This is a genomic window from Pseudomonas sp. FG13 (genome assembly GCF_057809755.1).
The window spans coordinates 98,698-119,518 of record NZ_JBMDKO010000008.1 but is presented as its reverse complement, the minus strand read 5'-3'; the positions used below and the strand labels follow the sequence as shown (position 1 = coordinate 119,518).

Genomic DNA, 20,821 nt, shown 5'->3' with positions numbered 1-20,821 from the left:
GGGACACCGCTTGAGATATCCCACTTGCGCCGTCATCCGCATGTCGACAAGCTATGCTCCATATTTTGTCGTCTCATGGAAAAAAGGCTTAACCGGATGCGCATTCTCATCACTGGCGGTGCCGGCTTCATCGGCTCGGCCCTCGTACGGCATTTGATCCTTGATACCGAACACCAGATCCTGAACCTCGATAAGCTGACGTACGCTGGCAATCTCGAATCGCTGAACAGCGTCGATCACTCCAGTCGTTATGAGTTCGTGCAGGCCGATATCGTCGATCAAGCCACCGTGAGTGCAGTGCTGGCGCGGTTCAAGCCCGATGCAATCATGCATCTGGCTGCAGAGTCTCATGTGGACCGTTCCATTGATGGCCCGGCGGACTTCATCCAGACCAATATCGTGGGCACCTACAGCCTTCTGGAAGCTACCCGTGCCTATTGGCAGACCCTGCCTGAACCGCAGAAACAGGCATTTCGTTTCCACCATATCTCCACCGACGAGGTGTACGGTGACCTGCACGGCGTAGATGACCTGTTCACCGAAACCACCCCGTATGCACCCAGCTCCCCTTATTCCGCCAGCAAGGCGGCGTCCGACCATCTGGTCCGTGCCTGGCAGCGCACCTACGGCTTACCCGTGCTGCTGACCAATTGCTCAAACAACTATGGGCCGTTCCACTTCCCTGAGAAGCTGATTCCGCTGGTGATCCTCAACGCTTTGGCCGGTAAACCATTGCCGGTGTACGGCGACGGACAACAGGTGCGGGATTGGCTGTATGTCGAAGACCATGCCCGGGCACTGCTGAAAGTCGTCACCGAAGGCGTGGTCGGCGAAACCTACAATATTGGCGGCCACAACGAACAAAAGAACATCGACGTCGTGCGCAACATCTGCGCGCTGCTCGAAGAGCTGGCGCCCGACAAGCCCGCAGGGATCGGGCGCTATGTCGACCTGATCACCTTCGTCAGGGACCGTCCCGGCCACGACCTGCGCTATGCCATCGATGCCGGCAAGATCGAACGGGAACTGGGCTGGACGCCCAGGGAAACCTTCGACACGGGCCTGCGCAAAACCGTGCAGTGGTACCTTGAGAACCTCCAATGGTGCCGACGTGTCCAGGACGGCAGCTACCAGGGCGAGCGCCTCGGCTCGCTCGACGAAAAGGAATCGATCGCATGATGAAGGGTATTGTTCTCGCCGGTGGCTCCGGCACACGACTGCACCCGATTACCCTCGGGGTTTCCAAGCAACTGCTGCCGGTTTACGACAAACCGATGATCTACTACCCGATCTCGGTACTGATGCTTGCGGGTATCAAGGACATCCTGGTGATCTCCACCCCACAAGATCTGCCGCAATATCGCAATCTGCTGGGCGACGGCAGCCAATTCGGCGTGCAGATCAGTTACGCCGAACAGCCCTCACCCGATGGCCTGGCGCAGGCATTCCTGATCGGCGAACAGTTCATTGGCAGCGATCCGGTGTGCCTGATCCTGGGTGACAACATTTTCCATGGGCAGTACTTCGGTGAACAATTGCAGACCGCTGTCAATCGACAGCAGGGTGCGACCGTATTCGGCTACTGGGTCAAGGATCCGGAGCGTTTTGGCGTGATCGACTTCGACGCTGAAGGCCACGCCCTTTCCATTGAAGAAAAACCTGCCGAGCCAAAATCCAGTTATGCGGTCACTGGCTTGTATTTCTACGATAACGACGTGATCCAGATCGCCAAGGCGATAAAGCCCTCCAAACGCGGCGAATTGGAAATCACCGACGTCAACAACGCCTATCTGCAACGCGGCGACCTGCATGTCGAGCGATTCGGTCGCGGTTTCGCCTGGCTGGACACCGGCACCCACGACAGCCTGCTGGAAGCCTCGCAATACGTGCAGACCATCGAACATCGCCAAGGCCTGAAAGTAGCTTGTCTGGAAGAAATTGCCTACCAACAGGGCTGGGTCAGCCGCGAGCACATACTTGAGCGTGCCGAGTACTTCGGCAAGACCGGTTACGGCCAGTACTTGTTCAAAATCGCTGGAGAACCCCGTTGAACGTCATTGCCACCCGGTTGCCGGAGGTCCTGATCATCGAGCCGAAAGTCTTCGGTGACGACCGTGGCTTTTTCTACGAAAGCTTCAATGCCCGGGCGTTCGCCGAGGCCACTGGCTGTGACCTGCAGTTCGTCCAGGACAACCATTCGCGCTCGACCAAAGGCGTGCTGCGCGGCCTGCATTATCAGATCGAACAGGCCCAGGGAAAACTCGTGCGTGTCATCGCTGGCGAGGTGTTGGACGTGGCGGTGGACATTCGCCGCAGCTCGCCCACGTTCGGCCAGTGGGAAAGCGTGCACCTGTCGGCACAGAATCAGCGGCAGTTGTGGGTTCCGCCAGGCTTCGCCCATGGTTTTGTGGTCCTGAGCGAGTCAGCGGATTTTCTCTATAAAACCACGGACTACTATGCGCCTTCGGCCGAACGCTGCATCCGGTGGGACGATCCAGATCTGGCCATCGACTGGGAACTGGCGGATCCACCCACCCTGTCGCCCAAGGACCAGAACGGCAAGTTCCTGCATGAAGCCGACCTGTTCCCATGAGTGAGTCCTTGCGAATCCTGATTATCGGCAAGAACGGCCAGGTGTCCCGGGCACTCCAGTCGCGTCTGGCCGACACCGGCGAGCTGATTGTGCGCGGAAGCGATCAGCTCGACCTGGCACGCCCCGATCAACTGCGCTCCCACATCGGTGCCCTGCGCCCCAACCTGATCATCAACGCCGCTGCCCACACGGCCGTCGACCAGGCCGAGAGCGAGCCGGAACTGGCCTTTGCCATCAACGCCACTGCACCGGGGATCCTGGCCCTCGCAGCAAACGACCTGGGCGCCCCGCTGATCCACTATTCCACCGATTATGTCTTCGACGGCCGCAAACCGGCGCCCTATACAGAGGACGACACACCCAACCCGCTGAGCGTCTATGGGCGCAGCAAACTGGCCGGCGAGGATGCCATTCGCCAAGCCGACGGGCAGCACCTGATATTGCGCACCAGTTGGGTGTACTCCATGGAAGGTCGCAACTTCCTCCTGACCATGCAGCGCCTGCTCCAGGAAAAACCACACCTGCGAGTAGTAGCCGACCAGATCGGCGCACCGACGTGGGCTGGAACCATCGCCGACAGTACCGCCAAGCTCATCGAGCATTGGCAGGCCGGCCGGTGCGGCACCTGGGGCACCTATCACCTGACGGCCCAGGGCGAGACGTCCTGGTTCGGCTTTGCCCAGGCCATCGGCGAACGGTTGGTCGAGCAGCACAAGCCTTGTTCGGTGCTCGAGGCCATCCCGTCCAGCGCGTACCCGACGCCCGCCCCACGCCCACTGAACTCGCGTCTGGATTGCACACGCCTGTTACGGGAATGGGGAGTGAGCCAACCCGACTGGCGAAGCGCGTTGCAGCAGTGTCTTGCCGAGCGACACTAGTGTCCGGTCTCGGAAATAAGCTGTTCATTTTTGGCGGCGTCTTGGGTGCCCGGCCGGCGTTGCCACTCCTCGCCATAGCCCTGCTATGACTCGTCGCGGCGCCTTGGCCGAACACCCAAGCCACTCGCCAAAAAAGAACGTATTTCCGAGACAGGACACTAGGCATAATGCGCTTGTTCCTACAGGCGCACGCTCATGAACTCCACCCTTCCCCGCAGACCCCGTTGGCGCAGCCTGGCCTTGCTCGCCCTGTGCCTGGCCCCATTGCTATGGCCGCTGGAGCATCTGGCCGAGCGCTATTACCGCAGCGAGCTGGCCGGGCAGAATCGCCAGACCCTGGACCTTTACGTCGCCAACCTGCTGGGCACGCTGCACCGCTATGAAGTCTTGCCGCAGATTCTCGGTGACCTGCCGGCCCTGCGTGCGACGTTGTTGGCCCCGGACGATGAGTTCACCCAAAGCAATGCCAACCAGCTCCTGAAAAAAATCAGCACCCAGACCGGCGCCGAGGTGATGTACCTGATGGACGCCACCGGCAAGACGCTGGCGGCCTCGAACTGGGACAAACACGACAGTTTCGTCGGGCGCAATTTCGCCTTCCGGCCGTATTACATCGAAGCCATGGCCGGACGCCTGGGGCGCTTCTTCGGCCTGGGCACCACGTCGGCCAAGCGCGGCTATTTCTTCGCCGCCGCCGTGCGCGAGCGCGACCGCGTCATCGGTGTGCTGGTGGTCAAGGTCGACCTGGACCACACCGAAAGCCTGTGGGGCAAAACCCCGGAACAGTTGCTGGTGACCGATCACAACGGGGTGGTCATCCTGACGTCACGGCAGGAATGGCGATTCCGCTCGACCCGCCCGTTAAGCGACGAGGAACACAACGCAATCAGCGCCGTGCAACCCTACCCGACCCGTGACCCGAAACCGCTGAACCTGGATCCACAGGCCTGGCTCACCCAGACCCAGACCATCGAAGAAACGGGATGGAGCGTGAGCATCCTCGCTCCACGTACCCTGATCGACCGCCCTGTGCGCACCGTCGTCGCCACCGGCGGTGCGGCGTTGCTGGTCTTGATGCTGTTGCTCGGCTTGATGATGCAACGCCGGCGGCATTACCTGGACCGGATCGCCTTCGAAGGCAAGGCGCGTCACGAGCTGGAAGGTCGAGTGGCCGAGCGTACCAGCGATCTGGAAGGCCTGAACCGGCGGCTGAAACAGGAAGTCCTGGAGCGCGAGCAGGCGCAACAGGAACTGGTTCGCGCCCAGGATGACCTGGTGCAGGCCGGCAAGCTGTCGGCATTGGGCACTATGTCGGCCAGTATCAGCCATGAACTCAACCAGCCGCTGGCAGCGATCCGCAGCTACGCGGAAAACGCCGAGATACTGCTCGACCACCAGCGCACCGAGGACGCCAGGGGCAACCTCAAACTGATCAATGAACTGACCGGGCGCATGGCGTCGATCATCGCTCACCTGCGGGCCTTCGCCCGCCGCGACCGCCACGCGCCGGAAAGCGTTGCCCTGCAACCGGCCCTGGACGATGCCCTGGCGCTGCTCGCCAAGCGTCGGCGCAGCATGGAAGTGGAGCTGATCCGCGACTTGCCGGCAGCCACGCTGTGGGTCGAGGCCGGAGAAACCCGCTTGCGCCAGGTGCTCGGCAACCTGCTGGCCAATGCCCTCGACGCCCTGACCGAAAAAGGGCCTCCGCGTAGACTCTGGCTCAGTGCCCAAGCCACAGAAAACGGCGTCAACCTGTACATTCGCGATAACGGCCCGGGTTTTTGCATGGAAGCTTTGGGCCGTGCCGGCGAGCCTTTCTATACCACCAAGACCCGGACCCAGGGCCTGGGGCTGGGCCTGGCGATCTGCGACACCCTGATGCGCGCCTTCGGTGGCGAACTGTCGTTCGCCAATCACAAGGAGGGCGGCGCCCTGATCACCCTCAAACTGCGCGCCGGCGCGCCTGGGGTAAGCTTGCAACCGTCCGAGGACCGTAGCGTATGACCATCGATAACCGGATTGAGGTGGTGCTGATCGACGACGATCCCCACCTGCGTCAGGCCCTGAGCCAGACCCTCGACCTGGCCGGCCTGAACATCCTGTCCCTGGCCGAGGCCAAGGGCCTTGCCGGACAACTGCCCCGTGACTGGCCGGGTGTGGTGGTCAGCGACATTCGTATGCCGGGCATCGACGGTCTCGAACTGCTGAATCAACTCCACGCCCAGGACCCGGAACTGCCCGTGCTGCTGATCACCGGTCACGGCGATGTGCCGCTGGCAGTCCAGGCCATGCGCGCCGGCGCCTATGATTTCCTGGAAAAACCTTTCGCCAGCGATCATCTGCTCGATAGCGTGCGCCGGGCCCTGGCCCTGCGCCGCCTGGTGCTGGACAACCGCAGCCTGCGCCTGGCCCTCAGTGACCGTCATGAGCTCAGCGCCCGCCTGGTCGGCCAGTCAACGCCGATGCTGCGACTGCGCGAGCAGATCGGCGCATTGGCGGCGACCCGCGCCGACGTGCTGATCCTCGGTGAAACCGGCGCCGGCAAGGAAGTGGTGGCCCGTGCGCTGCATGACCTTTCGAGCCGGCGCAACGGCCCGTTCGTGGCGATCAACGCCGGGGCCCTGGCCGAATCGGTGGTGGAAAGCGAACTGTTCGGCCACGAGCCCGGAGCCTTCACCGGCGCGCAGAAACGTCGCATCGGCAAGTTCGAGTTCGCCAATGGTGGCACGCTGTTCCTCGATGAAATCGAAAGCATGAGTCTGGACGTCCAGGTCAAACTGCTGCGGTTGCTGCAAGAACGCGTGGTGGAGCGCCTGGGGGGCAATCAACAGATTCCGCTGGACATCCGTGTCATCGCCGCGACCAAGGAAGACCTGCGCCAGGCGGCCGACCAGGGGCGCTTTCGCGCCGACTTGTATTACCGCCTGAACGTGGCACCGTTGCGCATACCGCCGTTGCGCGAACGGGGTGAGGATGCGTTGATGCTGTTCCAGCACTTCGCCGACGAAGCCAGTGCCCGCCATGGTCTGCCACCCCATGAACTGCAGCCGGCGCAACGGGCGCTGCTGTTGCGCCACAACTGGCCGGGCAACGTCCGGGAATTGCAGAACGCCGCCGAACGCTTTGCCCTGGGTCTTGAACTGGCCCTGGACAACGGCGCGCCGGATGGCGCGGCCGGCACACCAGTGGAAGTGATCAGCGGCGGCTTGAGCGAACAGGTCGAGAACTTCGAGAGGACCCTGATCGCCGCCGAGCTGGCCCGTCCCCACAGCTCGGTACGCAGCCTCGCCGAAGCCCTGGGCATTCCGCGCAAGACCCTGCACGACAAGCTGCGCAAGCATGGGCTGACCTTCGGCGACAGCAGCGCTGGCGCAGCCGATGAGTCCGATTGAGTTATCGTTGTCCTCCCTTCAAGCAAGAGGCCCCGCAATGAACCGCGACAGCCGTTACCTGGAATCGATTCTGCACCACGACATCCCGTTGACCCGTGACATGGGTCTCAAGGTGCTCGATTGGCAGGCCCGACAACTGCGCCTGTTCCTGCCGCTGGAGGCCAACGTCAACCACAAAAGCACCATGTTCGGCGGCAGCCTGTATTGCGGCGCCGTGCTCGGCGGCTGGGGCTGGCTGCACCTGGCCCTGCGCGACGAAGGCATCGAGGACGGGCATATCGTGATCCAGGAAGGGCAGATCAGCTATCCGTTGCCGGTCACCCGCGACGCGGCGGTGCTCTGCGACGCGCCTGAGGAGAAGGTCTGGAAACGCTTCCTGGCCACCTATCAGCGCTATGGACGGGCGCGGTTGACCCTGCAAACGCGGGTGGTAAATGAGGGCAGCGAAGAGGCGGCGGTGCGCTTTGAGGGGCAGTACGTGTTGCACCGCTGACCGGGCTGTCACAAACCTCTGTGGCGAGGGGATCTCTGTGGGAGCAAGGCTTGCCCGCGATAGGAACGATGCGGTCTTTCGGGTATCGGGGCGTTCGTTTCGCGAGCAAGCTTTGCTCCCACAGACTCAGGAACGGGCGAGCGCCAGCAATTGTTCACGCCACGCGGCCTTCGCCGGCAACGCCAGGAACGACGCATTCAGCAGCGATTCCCGCGGCGGATAACAGAACCGCTCGCCGCTCAAGTCCAACACCTCGCCGCCAGCGCCTTCCAACACACCCTGGGCCGCGGCGGTGTCCCACTGGGACGTCGGCGCCAGCCGCGGATAGCAATCCGCCGAGCCTTCGGCCAACAGGCAGAACTTCAATGAACTGCCAATGCTGGTGAGCTGCAACTCCCCCAGGCTCTGGCTCAAACCGCTCAGGAGACGCTCCTGTTCCGGGCTGGTATGACGGCGACTGGCGACCACGGTGAACGCTTCGCCCGGCGCCGGCACGTTACGCACCCCTACCGGCACAGGCGCGGCGCCCTTGTCGCCACGCCAGGCACCCAAACCCGCGCCGCCGACGTAGAAGCGATCGTTGGTGGGCATCGATACCACGCCAAACACCACATGTCCCCGTTCGATCAACGCAATGTTGACGGTGAACTCCTCGCTACCGGAAATGAACTCCTTGGTCCCATCCAGCGGATCCACCAACCACCAGCGTTGCCAACCGGCGCGCACAGCCTGGGGGATATTGGCGTCCTCTTCGGAAAGGATCGGGATCTCCGGGGCCAGGGCCGCCAGCCCGGCCACGATGACATCGTGAGCGGCCATGTCCGCGGCGGTGACAGGCGACTCGTCAGCCTTGTGGACAACTTGCACGTTGGCTCGCCAGAAAGGCAGGATTGCCTCGCCAGCCTTGAGCGCCAGTTCGACCACCGGGGCCATCAGGGGATGGGGGTAATTCATGCCAGGAACGCTCCGCGCAGGGTCAGCAGGTCACGGGCCAGGTACAACGCCGCCAAGGCCCGGCCCTCGGTAAATTGGGGGTTTTGCGCCAGGGATGACAGTTCGCGCAGGTTGACCTTGTCCACACGCATCGGCTCAGGCTCGTCACCTTCCAGTCGTTCCTCGTACAGATCCGTCGCCAGCACCACTTGGATTTTCTGGCTCATGTAGCCGGGAGACAACGACAGCTCGGTCAGGAGCTCCAATTGACGCGCGCCAAAACCGGCCTCTTCCTTGAGCTCCCGCTCGGCCGCCGCCAGCACGTCCTCGCCCGGCTCGACCAGGCCCTTGGGCAGCGACAGCTCGTAAGCGTCGGTACCGCCGCAATACTCTTCCACCAACACCGCGTGATCGGCATCGAGCATCGCCACGATCATCACCGCGCCATAACCCGGGCCCTTGCCCGCCAGACGCTCGTAGGTGCGCTCCACGCCATTGGAAAAACGCAGCTTCAACTCCTCCACGCAAAACAGGCGGCTGGTGGCGACGATCCGTCGATCAAGTATGGTGGGTTTCTGGCGCATAAACGGCTCCCTGGGCGATAGCAGGCTACTATACCCGGCCTATTCTGATTGTTTATGGCGGATATCCGATTACCGCTGGAGAAGTTTTATGGCCTTGCTGCCCTGGCACGAGATCGACACGGTGCTGCTGGACATGGACGGCACCTTGCTGGACCTGCATTACGACAACCATTTCTGGATGGAACACCTGCCCCAACGCTACGCCGAACTGCATGGCGTGAGCCGGGCCATGGCCGAGATGGAACTGCAACCGCTGTTCGAACGCAACGCCGGCCAGTTGCAATGGTACTGCCTGGATTTCTGGAGCACAGAGCTGAAGCTACCGGTGCGCGAACTGAAACTGGAAACCGCGCACCTGATCGCCTTGCGCCCGGATGCCGATACCTTCCTGGCGGCGATCCAGCGAGCTGGCAAGCGCGTGGTAATGATCACCAATGCCCACCGCGACTCGTTGTCACTGAAGCTGGAACGCATCGAGCTTGCCCCTTATTTCGAGCGCTTGATCAGCTCCCACGACTACGGCTTCCCCAAGGAAAACCCGCAATTCTGGGACGCACTGAAAGCCGACCTGGACTTCGATCCGGCTCGCAGCCTGTTCATCGACGACACCTTGCCGGTATTGCGCAGTGCCCGGGATTTCGGCGTGGCACACCTGCTGGCTGTCAGCGAACCGGACAGCCGCAAGGGACCGAAGGATACGGGGGAGTTCGAGGCGCTGAGGGACTATCGGGATCTTACTGCCGGGCTTTGAATCCGGTGCCGCCATCGCGAGCAGGCTCGCTCCCACAATGGATCCTCGGTTTCCAGCGATCCCCGTGGTGGGAGCGAGCCTGCTCGCAATAGGGGGCTATACGGTCCTGGATCTACTCAGGAATGCGCAACGACTGCCCCGGATAGATCCTGTCCGGGTTCTTGAGCATCGGTTTGTTGGCCTCGAAGATTTTCATGTACTTGTTCGCATCGCCATAGACACGCTTGGCAATCGCACTCAAGGTGTCGCCTTTTTCGACCATCACGAATCTGGCCTCCTTCGCGACCGGACCGGTTACCGTGATCTGGTCATCGACACCGCTGATACCGGCCACATTACCCAACGCCAACAGGATCTTTTCCTTCTCTTCCTGACTCGCGGCTTCACCCGTGGCTACGACTTTTTCGCCCTCGACCTTCACCTGGATCTTCGAAGTATCAATGCCTGTCAGCGCGTCCTGCACGTGCCGGGTCAGCGCCTCACCATTGGCCTGGGCCTTGTCGGGCGTCAACGCATCGAGAATTTTTTCACCGGCATCTTTGAAAAAACTGAAAAGGCTCATCGTATTCTCTCCCTGGGTTTGAATGTCCAGACGTAACAGCCTAGACCCGAACGAGACGAACCTCGTTTCCGGCCGACCAATGACCACGCCACGCGCAAGCGCTAGAATTCGAATCTCCCCGCGCCCTGGAGCGAAGATGGACATCAAGCAGCTGAAATTTCTCATCGCGCTGGACGAAACCCGCCACTTCGGCCAAGCCGCCGCACGCTGTCACATCACCCAACCCACCTTGTCGATGCGCCTGCGCAGCCTCGAAGAGGAACTTGACCTGCCGCTGGTCAATCGCGGCCAACGCTTCGAGGGCTTCACCGCGCCAGGGGAACGGGTGCTGGCCTGGGCGCGCACGGTTCTGGCGGCTTATGACGGCTTGCAGGCCGAAGCGGCAGCCTGCCGTGGCAATCTGGTCGGCACCTTGCGCCTGGGCGTGGTGCCGCTGTCCGACTTCGACCCATTGTCAATGATGCAACGCCTGCACGCCGAGCACCCGGATCTGCATTTCGAACTATCGTCCCTGAGCTCCGAACAGATCCTCGAACAACTGGCAAACAACCGCATCGACCTGGGCGTTTCCTATCTCGAACGCCTGGACAATGAACGCTTCGAATCCCTGTCGTTCAGTCCTACCCGCATGGGCCTGCTCTACGACCAGCGCTATTTCTTTTTCGGTGAACAACCACTGACCTGGCAAGCACTGATCGAGTTGCCCTTGGGCATGCTCACCAGCGGCATGCATTTTCGCCAGTCCATCGATCACAACTTCCACATCCGCGGCCTCGCACCCCGTCCGGTGTTGCAAACCGACGCGGTGCACCAGCTCCTGCAAGCCGTACACGGAGGGCTGTGTTGCGCGGTGATGCCGCTGAACAGCGGCCTGGACGTGCTGACCGAAGACCTGCGCATGCAACCCATCGTCGATGCGCAAACCCTGGTTCCGCTGGGGCTCATCATGCGCCGCGGCGCCCCGCGCTCGGCGCTGGCGGAAGCCTGCTTCGCGCTCTATCAGAAATCAACAGTTACATCTTGATCGACGTCATCTATCGATAGATCGGTAATAGCGATTAGACGTGGCAGATTGCCGCATTTAGTCTTATCACTATTCGAATCGTCGGTGATGCCATGAAAGCCAAGCCTCCGGCCTGTCCGGTGCCCGCCGCGCAAACGCCCGCGCCCAGCGCCAGCCAGAGCTATCACTACTGCAGTCTGGATCACTCCCAAACGGACAGCACAGCGCTGGCCGAGGAAGTGGCGCTGGCGATCGCCTATAACGGCATCAGTCAGGCCGTCATGCTGGTCACCCCAACCGATCTTGAGGATTTCATCATCGGTTTCAGCCTGGGCAGCGGCATCATCGAGAACCCGTCGGACATCTATGACCTGCAACTGAGCGGCACCGGCTCGGCACAATATGCCCAGGTCACCATCGCCAACCGCGCCTTCTGGAACCTCAAGCAACAACGTCGGCAACTGGCCGGTACCAGTGGTTGCGGCCTCTGCGGCGTGGAAGCCGTGGAGCAAGCGTTGCCGGACCTGAAAGTATTGCCCGGCGCACCGCTGCCACCCGCGCAATGGCTCGATGGCCTGCGCCAGCGCATTGGCCAATTCCAGCCCCTGGGCCAGCACTGCGGCGCCGTCCATGCCGCGCTGTTCATGAATGGCCAAGGCGAATTGCTACTGGGCCGCGAAGACATCGGCCGCCACAACGCTCTCGACAAACTGATCGGCGCCTTGGTCCGGCAACAGATTCCGGTGGTCGATGGCGTGGCGATCGTCACCAGTCGCTGCAGCCTCGAACTGATCCAGAAGGTGTTGCGGGCCGGCATCCAGACGCTGGTAAGCCTGTCGTCGCCCACCGGGCTTGCCGTGCAGTGGGCCCGTAAACACAACCTCAATCTCATCCACCTGCCGCAAAAAAGTGCGCCGCGGGTCTACAGCCCTGCGATGGAGAAACACGCGTGAGCAAGCATCAACAAGCCGACCAGAAACCCGTACCGCGCTATAAGCCCTACAAAGGCCCGGCCGGTGGTTGGGGCGCGCTGATCAGCGTTACCCAGGCCTGGCTGACCAGCGATAACGCGCTGAAAAACATCCGCATGATGCTCAAGACCAACCAGAACGGCGGCTTCGACTGCCCGGGCTGTGCCTGGGGCGACTCGCCGGAAAGCGGCATGGTCAAGTTCTGCGAGAACGGCGCCAAGGCCGTGAACTGGGAAGCCACCAAACGCCGTGTCGATGAGGCATTTTTCGCCCGGCACAGCGTTACTTCACTGCTGGAGCAGAGCGACTACTGGCTCGAATACCAGGGCCGCCTGACGGAGCCGATGAGCTACGACGCCGAAACCGATCGCTACAAGCCCATCAGCTGGGAAGCGGCGTTTGCCCTCATCGCCAAGCACTTGCAGGGGCTGTCCAGCCCGAACCAGGCCGAGTTCTACACCTCCGGCCGGGCCAGCAATGAAGCGGCGTACCTGTACCAATTGTTCGTGCGCGCTTTCGGCACCAACAACTTCCCTGACTGCTCGAACATGTGCCACGAAGCCAGCGGTGTGGCGCTGTCCCAGAGCGTCGGCGTGGGCAAAGGCACGGTGACCTTCGACGACTTCGAGCACTCCGATGCGATTTTCGTCTGGGGTCAGAACCCGGGGACCAACCACCCCAGGATGCTCGAACCGCTGCGCGAAGCAGTGAAGCGCGGTGCCCAGGTGGTGTGCATCAACCCACTCAAGGAGCGTGGCCTGGAGCGTTTCCAGCATCCGCAGAACCCGTTCGAGATGCTCACCAACGGCAACAAGCCCACCAACACCGCGTTTTTCCGACCAGCCCTGGGCGGCGACATGGCCATCTTGCGCGGCATGGCGAAATTCCTGCTGCAATGGGAACGCGAAGCGCAAAACACCGGCGCTCCCGCCGTGTTCGACCACGCATTCCTCAACGAGCACAGCATCAACGTACTGGACTATCTGGCGGTGGTCGACGATACCTCGTGGGAGCAGATCGTCGAACAGTCGGGCCTGGCCCTGGTGGAGATCGAGCAGGCGGCGCGCATGTACGCCAACAGCAAGAACGTGATCATGTGCTGGGCGATGGGCATCACCCAACATCGCCACTCGGTGGCAACCATCCAGGAAATTGCCAACCTGATGATGCTGCGCGGCAACATCGGCCGGCCGGGCGCTGGCCTGTGCCCGGTTCGGGGCCACAGCAACGTGCAGGGCGACCGGACCATGGGTATCAATGAGCGCCCACCGGCAGCGTTCCTCGACGCCTTGGAGCGACGCTTCCAGTTCAAGGTGCCACGGGAGGATGGTCACAACGTGGTCGAGGCAATCCACGCCATGGCCGACGGCCGGGCGAAAGTGTTCATCGGTCTGGGCGGCAACTTCGCCCAGGCCACCCCGGACAGTCACCGGACTTTCCAGGCCTTGAGCAACTGCGACCTGACCGTACAGATCAGCACCAAGCTCAACCGCAGCCACCTGGCCCACGGGAAGGAAGCCTTGATCCTGCCGTGCCTGGGTCGCACCGACATCGACCGGCAAGCCGCCGGCTCGCAAGCGGTTACCGTGGAAGACTCTTTCAGCATGGTCCACGCCTCCAACGGGCAATTGGAACCCCTGTCGAACCAGATGCGTTCCGAGCCCTGGATCATTGCCGGCATGGCCGCCGCCACCCTGGGTGGTGGCCACCCGGTGGACTGGAGCTGGCTGGTGGCCGACTACAGCCGCATCCGCGACCTGATCGCCGACACCATTCCAGGCTTCCGGGATTTCAACGAGAAGCTGCACAACCCCGGCGGCTTCTACCTGGGCAACAGCGCCAGCGCACGTCGCTGGAATACCCCGTCGGGCCGCGCCAACTTCAAGCCCAACCGATTGCCGGCGGATCTGGTGCATGAGCGCACCCGTGCAACCGGTCAGGTGCCGGACCTGATCCTGCAGTCCATGCGCTCCCACGACCAGTACAACACCACCATCTACGGCCTCAATGACCGTTATCGTGGCGTGAAAGGCCAGCGTGACGTGCTGTTCGTCAATGAAGCCGACATCATTCGCCTGGGCTTCAAGCCAGGACAGAAGGCCGATATCGTCTCGCTCTGGGATGACGGTCGTGAGCGGCGGGTCAAGGGTTTTACCTTGCTGGCATTCGACATCCCTGCCGGGCAAGCGGCCGCCTACTACCCTGAGGTGAATCCATTGGTACCGCTGGAAAGCACTGGCGACGACAGCGACACGCCAACCTCGAAGTTCGTGGCGATCCGCCTGGAAGCGGCAAGCGAGAATGGATTGATCCTGGCCAAGTCGGCCTGACCCCTTCTTTTCATCCGCCCACAAAAAAGGCCGTTTTCCATAGAAAACGGCCTGTCTGAAGTAGTTACAGACCGGTGCAAATACATTAAGTTCCGACGGAAAAACAATAACTTAGAGAATTGTGCACAAGTCGTGTTACTCGTCGGATTTCGATTGTCACCAAGCGAAGCCAGCCTCAGGATCGCGCCGTCATCCCTTTGAGGCTCCTCTATGAAGTTCTCCTCCATTCTCTTGTTGTCCCTTGGCCTGATCAGTGGCGTCGCGTCTGCCGGCGGCACCGCCGAAGCAGGCGTCGGCGGCGCATTGGGCGGGGTTTTGGGTTCGGTCGTCGGCCAGTCCCTGGGCGGCAATACCGGTTCGACCATCGGTGCGGCCCTGGGCGGCGCGGGCGGTAGTGCCGTCGGCGCAGACAAGCACAGCCGTGGCGAAGCGGCGATCGGCGGCGCGCTGGGCGCAGCCGGCGGTAACGTGGTCGGGCGTAGCGTGGGTGGCAGCACCGGCAGCCTGATCGGTGCAGCAGCAGGCGGTGGCGCCGGTGGCGCACTGGGTAACTACATGGGCAAGGACGATGATGATCGTCGCTATGAAGGTCGCCGTGGCGACCGCCGCTACTACCGTGACGGCCATCCGGGTCGCGGCCATGCCTACGGGCATCGCAAGCATCACCGCTACTACCGCGACTGATAGCTGACTGATACCAGCCGTTGAAAATCGCAGCCTACCGCTCGCCGGAGGCTGCGATTTTTCGTTTCAAACCACCAACCGCTCCAGGGCCGCACGCAACCGATCCGGAATCGCCACCGGCCGATTCGACGCCCGATCCACGAACACGTGGACAAAGCGTCCCGCTGCGCAGGCCTCTTCCTCGCCCGCCTTGAACACAGCCAGTTCATATTGCACCGAACTGCTGCCTAACTTTCCGACCCGCAGGCCCACTTCAATGCGCTCGGGGAATGCGATGGACGCAAAGTAGTCACAGGCCGAACTCACCACAAACGCCACGACCTCCCCACCCTGGATATCCAGGCCGCCGACCTCGATCAGGTAGGTGTTCACCGCCGTATCGAAGAAGCTGTAGTAGGTGACATTGTTGACGTGACCGTACAGGTCGTTGTCATGCCAACGCGTGGTGATGGCTTGCAGGTATGGGTATTCGGTACGTTGGGGCATCGATTGTCCTTGAGGGTGGGGGGCCAGTGAACTTCGCAGGACGCGGCTACAGCTGCGCGAATCCCTTGCCTTGGGCCGCCAGCTCCCCGATCAGACGCGCAGGTCGCCACTGGTCTCCCTGCTTCGTTTCGAGCGCCAGCAGTCGCGCGTGGATATCTTCAAGTCCTTGCTGGTCGGCCCAGGCCATCGGACCACCTTTGTCCGCCGGAAAACCATAGCCGTTGAGGTACACCAGGTCGATGTCGTGGGCCGACCCGGCAATGCCTTCCTGCAGGATCTTCGCACCCTCGTTGACCAATGCCAGCAGGCAACGCTCGAGAATTTCCCCGCTGTCGATCTCCCGACGCTGAAAACCCAGTTCCTCACTGACTTTCAGCACCAACGCATCGACCTCTACGTCATGCTCGGCCTGTCGGCTGCCGGGTTCGTAATGATAATACCCGTTGCCGCTTTTCTGGCCGAACCGCCCGAGCTCGCACAAACGGTTGTCCACCTGCACTTCGGGGGCATCCTGGCCTTTGCCCGCCAGTTCCCGTGCACGCCACTCCAGGTCGATCCCGACTACGTCGTACATCCGGAATGGCCCCATGGCGAAGCCGAAACCCTGCAACGCCGCATCGATCTGATGGGGAAACGCGCCCTCCAGCAACATCTTGCGGGCCTCCAGCACATAGGGGTGAAGCATCCGGTTGCCGATGAATCCATGGCAATTGCCCGACACCACACTGACCTTGCCCATACGCCTGCCCAGTGTCAGGGCTCCGTCCAGCACCGCCCTGGAGGTCTGCGCGCCGCGAACGATTTCCAGCAGTTTCATGATGTGCGCCGGACTGAAGAAATGCAGGCCCAGGACCTGGCTTGGCCGGCGCGTGGCGGCGGCAATGGCATCGATGTCCAGGGCCGACGTGTTGCTCGCCAGAATGGCCTCGGGTTTGAGCAGGCCATCCAGCTCCCTGAAGATCTGCTGCTTGAGCTCAAGGTTCTCGTACACCGCCTCGATCACCAGGTCCACGTCCCGGATCGCCGCGTAGTCGCCTGCCCTGGTCACCCTGGCAATCCGCGCATCGGCTTCACCCTGGTCGATACGGCCCTGGCGCACGCCATGGGCATAGGTCTCGGCCACGGCCGCCAGCGCCTGTTCCAGCATCTGCGGGTTGTTGTCGACCCACCGCACCATCACTCCGGCATTGGCCAGGCACATTACGATGCCCCGTCCCATGGTGCCTGCACCGATCACGGCGGCGTGCTCAATCGTCTGGCTCATGTCTGTTCTCTCGTCGGCGATAGACAGCCTTCACCTTAGTCAGCCACTGGCCGTTTTTGAAATTTATTCGTGTGATAAGCGGCATTCAGCGGATGGATGCAGATCACAGGTGTCTCTTGCGGATGTTGCCCTTGATACAGCCACGGCTGCCCTTTCCTTTGCCATGAGGTGATACAAATCCGGGCACTTTGATGCCTCGTTCCGGCACCGCTCGCAGGTTAAGGTGCACCGTCAATTCACCCGCGACATCGGGCCAGGAGGCCCGGTGCTCAAGCGCTCCGTTCAAGGACCGAACCATGCCACACCCGTTTTCCGCGCTACGCGTCCTGGCGATCATGTCAGCGTCATTGCTGGTCGGCTGTCTGACCATTCCTGAACAATCCGGTGTGGAACCGGCCTTGTTCGAAACCCCCGAGTATCTTGCGCAACAAGGCCTGTCCGTCGTAAAGGCTTCGGCTCTGTATGCACGTGGCGGCACCGGCCAGGACGTGACCGTGGCGCTGATCGACTCGGGACTCAACGCCCATTTGCAAGAGTTCGAGGGCAGGTTGAATGACCCCGGATACGACTATGTCGAAGACCGTCCTGGTACGGTTGATCGCGTTGGCCACGGTACCCAGATGGCGGGCATCCTCGCCGCCAACAAGGACAATCAGGGTATGCACGGGATCGCCTTCAACGCCCGGCTGATCCCCTTCCGCTTTGGCGACGACAACGAGCCGTTTTTCTTCGACAGCGAAATTGCCCGATCCTGGCAAAGTGGCTTCGACAAGGGCGCCCGCCTGTTCAACAACTCGTGGGCCAACGCCATCCCCGCCACCGAAATCACCGAATCACGTTACAAACAGGTAATGCCTGACTCATTGGGCGTTGCTCGAAAGCTGGTATCGGAAGGCGCCGTGTTTGTCTTTCCGACCGGTAATGAACTCAAGCGCGAACCCTTGGCCGAACCAGGCTTGCCAGCGGCATTACCTGAGTTGGAAAAGGGTTGGATCGCGGTCGTCGCACTGAAGAGCGACGGCAGCGCCATCAATGGCAAATCCAATTATTGCGGGGTCGCGGCAGCCTGGTGCATCGCCGTTCCCGGTGGGGACGCAGGTGCTCAGGCAGGCCTGCTCACCGTCGCCAAGGATGGACGTTACGTACACACCGCCGGTACATCCCCGGCTGCAGCGTTAGTCACGGGCGCATTGGCTGCGCTGCAAAGCCGTTATCCACAACTCAGTCCGCAACAGGTACGCGAGCACCTGCTGGCGACGAGCAATCGCACGGGTATCTACGCCAACAGCGAGGCCTATGGTCGAGGGTTGATGGACCTTGAAGCGGCTTCTCTACGCGTACCTGAATCAATGGTTGATTGATAAACTTCAAAGGGAAAAAACCATGTCGCACAAACTGACCCTCCTCCTCATCACCGCAACCCTGCTGCTGGGCGGATGCATGAGAGTCCCCGAAATACCGCCATTGCTTGCCGCCTGTAAAACCCCGCCCCTAACGCCTGCGACTTCTTCATTGCTGGGCTGACCCAGCACAGCGACACGTTTCGCTCAGTGAATACCTGATAAGGCTGTGATCAATGACGGCCTTATCAGAAGCAGCCTACCGCCTCTTGGGCAGTGCCTACAGCGCATGTGTAGGACCTCACGGAGAATGACGCGGAAAACCGGAAAGCCAGCAAGCATCAGGAATAAGACGCTCATCCGAGCGTCAGACGCTGGTAAACGTCCTACGCAACCTGTCCCTCCCGGCCATATTGCGGTCCTCGAATAGAGCTCTCTATAGTCCACGGCGCGATTCAAAAGCCGTACCGAAGAGGCTCAAATGCAAATACCCAACCCGCCTGTCGAGCAATACCAGCGGCTCAACAGCACACCTGTGCTGGTCATCGACACCGAGGCCGATCTCCAGCACCTCTGCGACGCCGCCGCCCAACGAATCCAAGCCTCCAGCAACCTGCTCGAAACCCTGCATTGCCTTTGTTTCGAGCATGCCGATGTAAAGGACATTCCCAGCATTGTCCATGCGCTTTATCTATTGGTTCAGGACGGCAGCGAACTGCTGGAGGTTGTACGGCAGCGATTGCGCTAGGCATCAGAGCTTGTAGGGTCGTTAGACGGCCAAGTAGCAATATTCTGGCTGTTCCTTCTCAATCAGGCGGAAAAATTCCAGCCCTCAGCCAAAGCGGACGCGCGCGAGGGATGGACACGAATAACCGCCCAAAAAAAACCGCCCCGAAGGGCGGCTTTCTATTCGCGGACCAAACCTTACAACTGCGGACCAGCAGCCTTGATCGCGTCGCTCACTTCGAACTTCTTGAAGTTTTCGGTGAACAGGCCAGCCAAAGCCTTGGCGGCTTCATCATAGGCAGCCTTGTCGGCCCAGGTGTTGCGTGGATTCAACAGGCCGGTCTCGACGCCTGGAACGGCCAACGGCACGTCCAGATTGATGATGTCCAGGTGTTCGGTTTCAGCACCAATCAGCGCACCGCTCTGGATCGCAGCGATCACCGCACGGGTGGTCGGGATGTTGAAGCGCTTGCCGACACCGTAGCCACCGCCGGTCCAGCCGGTGTTGACCAGGTAGACCTTGGAGCCAAAGCCACGGATACGCTTGATCAGCAATTCCGCGTACTCACCGGCCGGGCGCGGGAAGAACGGAGCGCCGAAGCAGGTGGAGAAGGTCGACTTGATGCCGCTGCCCGAACCCATTTCGGTCGAGCCTACCAATGCGGTGTAACCCGACAGGAAGTGGTAGGCAGCTTGTTCTTCGCTGAGGATCGACACCGGAGGCAGTACGCCGGTCAGGTCGCAGGTCAGGAAGATCACGGCGTTAGGCTCGCCACCGAGGTTTTTCGGTGCGCGCTTTTCAATCAGTTCGCGCGGGTAGGCGGCGCGGCTGTTCTGGGTCAGGCTGTCGTCGGCGTAGTCGGCTTTCTTCGTGACCGGGTCCAGGACGACGTTTTCCAGTACGGCGCCGTGCTGAATGGCTTTCCAGATCACCGGCTCGTTCTTCTCGGACAGGTCGATGCACTTGGCATAGCAACCGCCTTCGATGTTGAAGACCACACCCACGCCCCAGCCGTGCTCGTCGTCGCCGATCAGGTAGCGGCTTTCGTCGGCGGACAGGGTGGTCTTGCCGGTGCCCGACAGACCGAAGAACAGGGTCACATCACCCTCTTCGCCCATGTTCGCGGCGCAGTGCATTGGCAGTACGTCAACAGCCGGCAGCAGGAAGTTCTGTACGGAGAACAGGGCCTTCTTCATTTCACCGGCGTAGCGCATGCCAGCGATGAGAACTTTCTTGGCCGCGAAGTTGATGATCACGGTACCGTCGGAGTTGGTGCCGTCACGCGCAGGCTCGCAAACGAAGTTCGGCGCGTTGAGGATCTGCCATTCATCCTTGCCGCCGGCGTTGTACTGCTCGGGGTTGATGAACAGGCAACGACCGAACAGGTTGTGCCAGGCAGTCTCGGTGGTCATCTTGACCGGGAGGTAGTGCGCAGGATCGGAACCTACATGCACGTGGGACACGAAACGCTCACGCTCGCCCAGGTAGGCTTCAACACGGTTCCACAGGGCATCGAACTTGTCGGCCGGGAACTTGCGGTTGATCGGGCCCCAGGCGATGGCGTTCTGGGTGCTCGGTTCTTCTACGATGAAACGGTCGGCTGGCGAGCGACCGGTACGATGACCGGTACGAACAACCAGCGCGCCAGTATCGGCAAGCTCGCCTTCACCGCGATTCAGGGCTTCTTTGACCAGATCATCAACACTCAGATCGGTGTACACGGCGTTATTGGCTTGCGTCATGTGGTTCCCCATCGGCCCTTGGCCGAGTGCTCCAAACGTTTTGTAGTAGGAAGTCGCGCACTACTACCCGAAAAAAGTGGGCCGGATT

The 20,821-nt window shown here is 61.4% G+C and carries 20 protein-coding genes; 14 read left to right on the top strand and 6 right to left on the bottom strand.

What is annotated here, in order from left to right:
• The first annotated feature begins 96 nt into the window (after window positions 1-96).
• From rfbB to ACODTO_RS10390, 7 genes are all read left to right on the top strand, one after another.
• Window positions 97-1,179 (top strand): dTDP-glucose 4,6-dehydratase, encoded by a 1,083-nt coding sequence (gene rfbB / locus ACODTO_RS10420; RefSeq protein ID WP_175384573.1) that lies wholly within the window; start codon window positions 97-99, stop codon window positions 1,177-1,179.
• Entirely contained in the window at window positions 1,176-2,051 is an 876-nt protein-coding gene (rfbA, locus tag ACODTO_RS10415; protein WP_139646315.1) for a glucose-1-phosphate thymidylyltransferase RfbA, read from the top strand. The genes rfbB and rfbA overlap by 4 nt, the downstream gene beginning before the upstream one ends.
• Window positions 2,048-2,593, top strand: a complete 546-nt coding sequence (gene rfbC, locus ACODTO_RS10410) for a dTDP-4-dehydrorhamnose 3,5-epimerase (RefSeq protein ID WP_175361943.1) — start codon at window positions 2,048-2,050, stop codon at window positions 2,591-2,593. Before rfbA ends, rfbC begins: the two co-directional genes overlap by 4 nt.
• A complete protein-coding gene (rfbD, locus tag ACODTO_RS10405) occupies window positions 2,590-3,471 on the top strand; it encodes a dTDP-4-dehydrorhamnose reductase (protein ID WP_489106384.1) in 882 nt (293 codons plus the stop codon). The genes rfbC and rfbD overlap by 4 nt, the downstream gene beginning before the upstream one ends.
• A 195-nt stretch (window positions 3,472-3,666) precedes the next feature.
• Window positions 3,667-5,475 carry a sensor histidine kinase gene (locus ACODTO_RS10400; protein ID WP_139646307.1) on the top strand — a complete coding sequence of 603 codons (1,809 nt, stop codon included), beginning with the start codon at window positions 3,667-3,669 and terminating at the stop codon, window positions 5,473-5,475.
• Window positions 5,472-6,863, top strand: a complete 1,392-nt coding sequence (locus tag ACODTO_RS10395; RefSeq protein WP_464710149.1) for a sigma-54-dependent transcriptional regulator — start codon at window positions 5,472-5,474, stop codon at window positions 6,861-6,863. The genes ACODTO_RS10400 and ACODTO_RS10395 overlap by 4 nt, the downstream gene beginning before the upstream one ends.
• Before the next feature lie 37 nt (window positions 6,864-6,900).
• Complete coding sequence (locus ACODTO_RS10390; protein WP_041024609.1) at window positions 6,901-7,356, top strand: YiiD C-terminal domain-containing protein; 456 nt, start codon at window positions 6,901-6,903, stop codon at window positions 7,354-7,356.
• A 126-nt stretch (window positions 7,357-7,482) separates the two neighbouring features.
• Here the strand turns inward: ACODTO_RS10390 and cysQ are convergent, their stop codons facing one another.
• Window positions 7,483-8,310, bottom strand: a complete 828-nt coding sequence (gene cysQ, locus ACODTO_RS10385; RefSeq protein ID WP_464710148.1) for a 3'(2'),5'-bisphosphate nucleotidase CysQ — start codon at window positions 8,308-8,310, stop codon at window positions 7,483-7,485.
• Window positions 8,307-8,873 (bottom strand): ADP compounds hydrolase NudE, encoded by a 567-nt coding sequence (nudE, locus tag ACODTO_RS10380; protein WP_139646301.1) that lies wholly within the window; start codon window positions 8,871-8,873, stop codon window positions 8,307-8,309. The genes cysQ and nudE overlap by 4 nt, the downstream gene beginning before the upstream one ends.
• Window positions 8,874-8,961: 88 nt before the next feature.
• Here nudE and yrfG point away from each other — a divergent pair, with 88 nt between their 5' ends.
• A complete protein-coding gene (yrfG, locus tag ACODTO_RS10375) occupies window positions 8,962-9,624 on the top strand; it encodes a GMP/IMP nucleotidase (RefSeq protein WP_139646299.1) in 663 nt (220 codons plus the stop codon).
• A 112-nt stretch (window positions 9,625-9,736) separates the two neighbouring features.
• Here yrfG and lysM read toward each other — a convergent pair whose 3' ends face one another.
• Window positions 9,737-10,186 (bottom strand): peptidoglycan-binding protein LysM, encoded by a 450-nt coding sequence (gene lysM / locus ACODTO_RS10370; protein ID WP_139646297.1) that lies wholly within the window; start codon window positions 10,184-10,186, stop codon window positions 9,737-9,739.
• A 136-nt stretch (window positions 10,187-10,322) separates the two neighbouring features.
• Between lysM and ACODTO_RS10365 the strand changes: the two genes are divergently transcribed.
• The 4 genes from ACODTO_RS10365 (at window position 10,323) to ACODTO_RS10350 (ending at window position 15,174) form a co-directional block, all read left to right on the top strand.
• The gene (locus tag ACODTO_RS10365) at window positions 10,323-11,210 is read left to right on the top strand and encodes a LysR family transcriptional regulator (protein ID WP_139646295.1); all 888 of its coding nucleotides are present in this window, start codon (window positions 10,323-10,325) and stop codon (window positions 11,208-11,210) included.
• A gap of 92 nt (window positions 11,211-11,302) precedes the next feature.
• On the top strand, window positions 11,303-12,142 hold the full coding sequence (gene fdhD / locus ACODTO_RS10360) for a formate dehydrogenase accessory sulfurtransferase FdhD (protein WP_139646293.1): 840 nt from the start codon (window positions 11,303-11,305) through the stop codon (window positions 12,140-12,142).
• Window positions 12,139-14,490, top strand: coding sequence for an FdhF/YdeP family oxidoreductase (locus tag ACODTO_RS10355; protein WP_139646291.1), 2,352 nt, complete (start codon window positions 12,139-12,141; stop codon window positions 14,488-14,490). The genes fdhD and ACODTO_RS10355 overlap by 4 nt, the downstream gene beginning before the upstream one ends.
• Before the next feature lie 210 nt (window positions 14,491-14,700).
• Window positions 14,701-15,174, top strand: coding sequence for a glycine zipper domain-containing protein (locus ACODTO_RS10350; protein ID WP_489106383.1), 474 nt, complete (start codon window positions 14,701-14,703; stop codon window positions 15,172-15,174).
• Window positions 15,175-15,240: 66 nt separating this feature from the next.
• On the opposite strand, the gene ACODTO_RS10345 is transcribed toward ACODTO_RS10350, so the two are convergent.
• Both ACODTO_RS10345 and ACODTO_RS10340 read right to left on the bottom strand, forming a co-directional pair.
• Window positions 15,241-15,660: an acyl-CoA thioesterase gene (locus ACODTO_RS10345; RefSeq protein ID WP_175384569.1), complete on the bottom strand. Its 420-nt coding sequence runs from the start codon at window positions 15,658-15,660 to the stop codon at window positions 15,241-15,243.
• A gap of 46 nt (window positions 15,661-15,706) precedes the next feature.
• The gene (locus ACODTO_RS10340; RefSeq protein ID WP_489106382.1) at window positions 15,707-16,924 is read right to left on the bottom strand and encodes a 3-hydroxyacyl-CoA dehydrogenase; all 1,218 of its coding nucleotides are present in this window, start codon (window positions 16,922-16,924) and stop codon (window positions 15,707-15,709) included.
• A 296-nt stretch (window positions 16,925-17,220) separates the two neighbouring features.
• On the opposite strand from ACODTO_RS10340, the gene ACODTO_RS10335 reads away from it, so the two are divergent.
• Window positions 17,221-18,285, top strand: coding sequence for a S8 family peptidase (locus tag ACODTO_RS10335; protein ID WP_489106381.1), 1,065 nt, complete (start codon window positions 17,221-17,223; stop codon window positions 18,283-18,285).
• Window positions 18,286-18,745: 460 nt separating this feature from the next.
• A complete protein-coding gene (locus tag ACODTO_RS10330; protein WP_041024665.1) occupies window positions 18,746-19,012 on the top strand; it encodes a hypothetical protein in 267 nt (88 codons plus the stop codon).
• 176 nt (window positions 19,013-19,188) lie between these two features.
• Here the strand turns inward: ACODTO_RS10330 and ACODTO_RS10325 are convergent, their stop codons facing one another.
• The gene (locus ACODTO_RS10325) at window positions 19,189-20,733 is read right to left on the bottom strand and encodes a phosphoenolpyruvate carboxykinase (protein WP_139646283.1); all 1,545 of its coding nucleotides are present in this window, start codon (window positions 20,731-20,733) and stop codon (window positions 19,189-19,191) included.
• Window positions 20,734-20,821: the final 88 nt, after the last annotated feature.

Coding starts and splice junctions, on each gene's coding strand:
- rfbB (WP_175384573.1), top strand. CDS start 97: ATGCGCATTCTCATCACTGGCGGTGCCGGCTTCATCGGCTCGGCCCTC.
- rfbA (WP_139646315.1), top strand. CDS start 1,176: ATGATGAAGGGTATTGTTCTCGCCGGTGGCTCCGGCACACGACTGCAC.
- rfbD (WP_489106384.1), top strand. CDS start 2,590: ATGAGTGAGTCCTTGCGAATCCTGATTATCGGCAAGAACGGCCAGGTG.
- ACODTO_RS10400 (WP_139646307.1), top strand. CDS start 3,667: ATGAACTCCACCCTTCCCCGCAGACCCCGTTGGCGCAGCCTGGCCTTG.
- ACODTO_RS10395 (WP_464710149.1), top strand. CDS start 5,472: ATGACCATCGATAACCGGATTGAGGTGGTGCTGATCGACGACGATCCC.
- ACODTO_RS10390 (WP_041024609.1), top strand. CDS start 6,901: ATGAACCGCGACAGCCGTTACCTGGAATCGATTCTGCACCACGACATC.
- cysQ (WP_464710148.1), bottom strand. CDS start 8,310: ATGAATTACCCCCATCCCCTGATGGCCCCGGTGGTCGAACTGGCGCTC.
- nudE (WP_139646301.1), bottom strand. CDS start 8,873: ATGCGCCAGAAACCCACCATACTTGATCGACGGATCGTCGCCACCAGC.
- yrfG (WP_139646299.1), top strand. CDS start 8,962: ATGGCCTTGCTGCCCTGGCACGAGATCGACACGGTGCTGCTGGACATG.
- lysM (WP_139646297.1), bottom strand. CDS start 10,186: ATGAGCCTTTTCAGTTTTTTCAAAGATGCCGGTGAAAAAATTCTCGAT.
- ACODTO_RS10365 (WP_139646295.1), top strand. CDS start 10,323: ATGGACATCAAGCAGCTGAAATTTCTCATCGCGCTGGACGAAACCCGC.
- fdhD (WP_139646293.1), top strand. CDS start 11,303: ATGAAAGCCAAGCCTCCGGCCTGTCCGGTGCCCGCCGCGCAAACGCCC.
- ACODTO_RS10350 (WP_489106383.1), top strand. CDS start 14,701: ATGAAGTTCTCCTCCATTCTCTTGTTGTCCCTTGGCCTGATCAGTGGC.
- ACODTO_RS10345 (WP_175384569.1), bottom strand. CDS start 15,660: ATGCCCCAACGTACCGAATACCCATACCTGCAAGCCATCACCACGCGT.
- ACODTO_RS10340 (WP_489106382.1), bottom strand. CDS start 16,924: ATGAGCCAGACGATTGAGCACGCCGCCGTGATCGGTGCAGGCACCATG.
- ACODTO_RS10335 (WP_489106381.1), top strand. CDS start 17,221: ATGCCACACCCGTTTTCCGCGCTACGCGTCCTGGCGATCATGTCAGCG.
- ACODTO_RS10330 (WP_041024665.1), top strand. CDS start 18,746: ATGCAAATACCCAACCCGCCTGTCGAGCAATACCAGCGGCTCAACAGC.
- ACODTO_RS10325 (WP_139646283.1), bottom strand. CDS start 20,733: ATGACGCAAGCCAATAACGCCGTGTACACCGATCTGAGTGTTGATGAT.